Source organism: Plesiomonas sp. (genome assembly GCF_051650925.1).
Lineage (GTDB): Bacteria > Pseudomonadota > Gammaproteobacteria > Enterobacterales > CAMTGL01 > Plesiomonas.
The window spans coordinates 1-1,588 of sequence record NZ_JBOFRH010000184.1 but is presented as its reverse complement, the minus strand read 5'-3'; the positions used below and the strand labels follow the sequence as shown (position 1 = coordinate 1,588).

Sequence of the window (1,588 nt, the reverse complement as noted above, 5' to 3'; positions counted from 1 at the left end):
GGCATTGCCAAACGGGGTGCTGCCAGTTTAGTGGTTTCAGGCGGGCGCACGCCAACGGGGTTGTTCCGTGCGTTAACGCAGGTTGATATTGACTGGTCTTGTGTGTTTATCACGCTGGCCGATGAGCGCTGGGTAGATGAGCATGATGAGGCCAGTAATGAGAAACTGGTTAAAGCGCATCTGTTGCAGGGTTATGCGGCGGCAGCGACGTTTTGTGGGTTAAAAAATAGCTGTGCTACGCCGTTTGAAGGTGCAGATCTGGCTGCCGAGCGTTTAGCTGGTTTTCCGCGCCCGTTTGATGCGGTGATTTTAGGAATGGGTGATGACGGGCATACTGCGTCACTGTTTCCTGGTGCTGATAATCTGGCGGCAGCGCTGGATATGGATTCAGGCAAAGTCTGTATGGGGATGACGCCGTTAACTGCGCCATTAGACCGTATTACGCTGACACTGCCTGCGTTGCTTAATAGCCGTCAGATTTATGTGCATGTGGTCGGAGAGGGCAAGCGCAGTGTGTATGATGCGGCTATGCAGGGTTCTGATGTGAATACGATGCCGGTACGGGCAATATTGGCGCAAACGCAGACTCCGGTTTCGGTATTCTGGACTGCATAAATGCAGGTGCGCCTGTCTATCAGGCTGGTTTGTTGTGTAGGTGTTGATATGAAAAAAACAGCAACTTTGTACGCAGGCCAGTGCTTATTCCAACGCGTTTAAGAGTGTTATTGAGGGATAAGAGTATGGATAACAAGAAAATCTCGATTATCGGTTTGGGCTGGTTAGGCATGCCACTGGCTATGCATCTACAGTCAGCCGGTTATGCGGTAGTGGGCAGTAAAACAACGGCAGACGGGGTGGCAGCGGCACAGCTAAGTGGTATCGAAAGCTACTTACTCAACCTCAATCCGCAGATTGAGTGTGATGATACTGATCTCGATACGCTGCTGAACGTTGATACTATGGTGGTGAATATTCCGCCTGGCCGTAAAAATTACCGCGCACAGTTTTATCTTGAGGCCATACAAAACTGGGTTGACAGCGCACTGGCTAATCAGGTTAAGCATCTGATTTTTATCAGTTCGACCTCGGTGTACGGTAAAGCATCGGGCGAGGTGGATGAGTCATCGGGTTGTTATCCGGAAACTGGCTCTGCACGTGAACTGTATGAGCTGGAACTCTGGTTGCATGGCTTGCCCAATATACGGATAGATGTGCTGCGCTGTGCAGGGTTGGTGGGCCCCGATCGGCATCCGGGGCGTTTTTTAGCCGGAAAGCAAAATCTGCCAGAAGGCGCGCAGGGTGTGAATTTGGTGCATCTTGATGACTGCATTACGGCCATTTCACGGCTGATTGAGTGCCGTTTACCAGAAGGGCAAACCTATAATTTGTGCGCACCAGAGCATCCGGTCCGCTCGGCATTTTATCCGCAGATAGCTAAAAATTTGGGGCTTGATGCGCCCACTTTTTTGCCGGATCTGGCTGGCCGTTCGCGGATTATCAATGGTAATAAAATCTGCCGTGAGCAAGGGTTTACCTATCACTACCCAGACCCGTTCACTATGCTATTTTAAAGCATGCTGTTTTAAAT

2 protein-coding genes are annotated in these 1,588 nt (G+C 50.4%); both read left to right on the top strand.

What is annotated here, in order from left to right:
• Positions 1-615, top strand: a 615-nt coding sequence (pgl, locus tag ACRC27_RS04260) for a 6-phosphogluconolactonase (protein WP_438639268.1), incomplete at its 5' end; no start/stop codon positions are given.
• Between the two features lie 125 nt (positions 616-740).
• On the top strand, positions 741-1,571 hold the full coding sequence (locus ACRC27_RS04255) for an SDR family oxidoreductase (RefSeq protein ID WP_438629386.1): 831 nt from the start codon (positions 741-743) through the stop codon (positions 1,569-1,571).
• Positions 1,572-1,588: the final 17 nt, after the last annotated feature.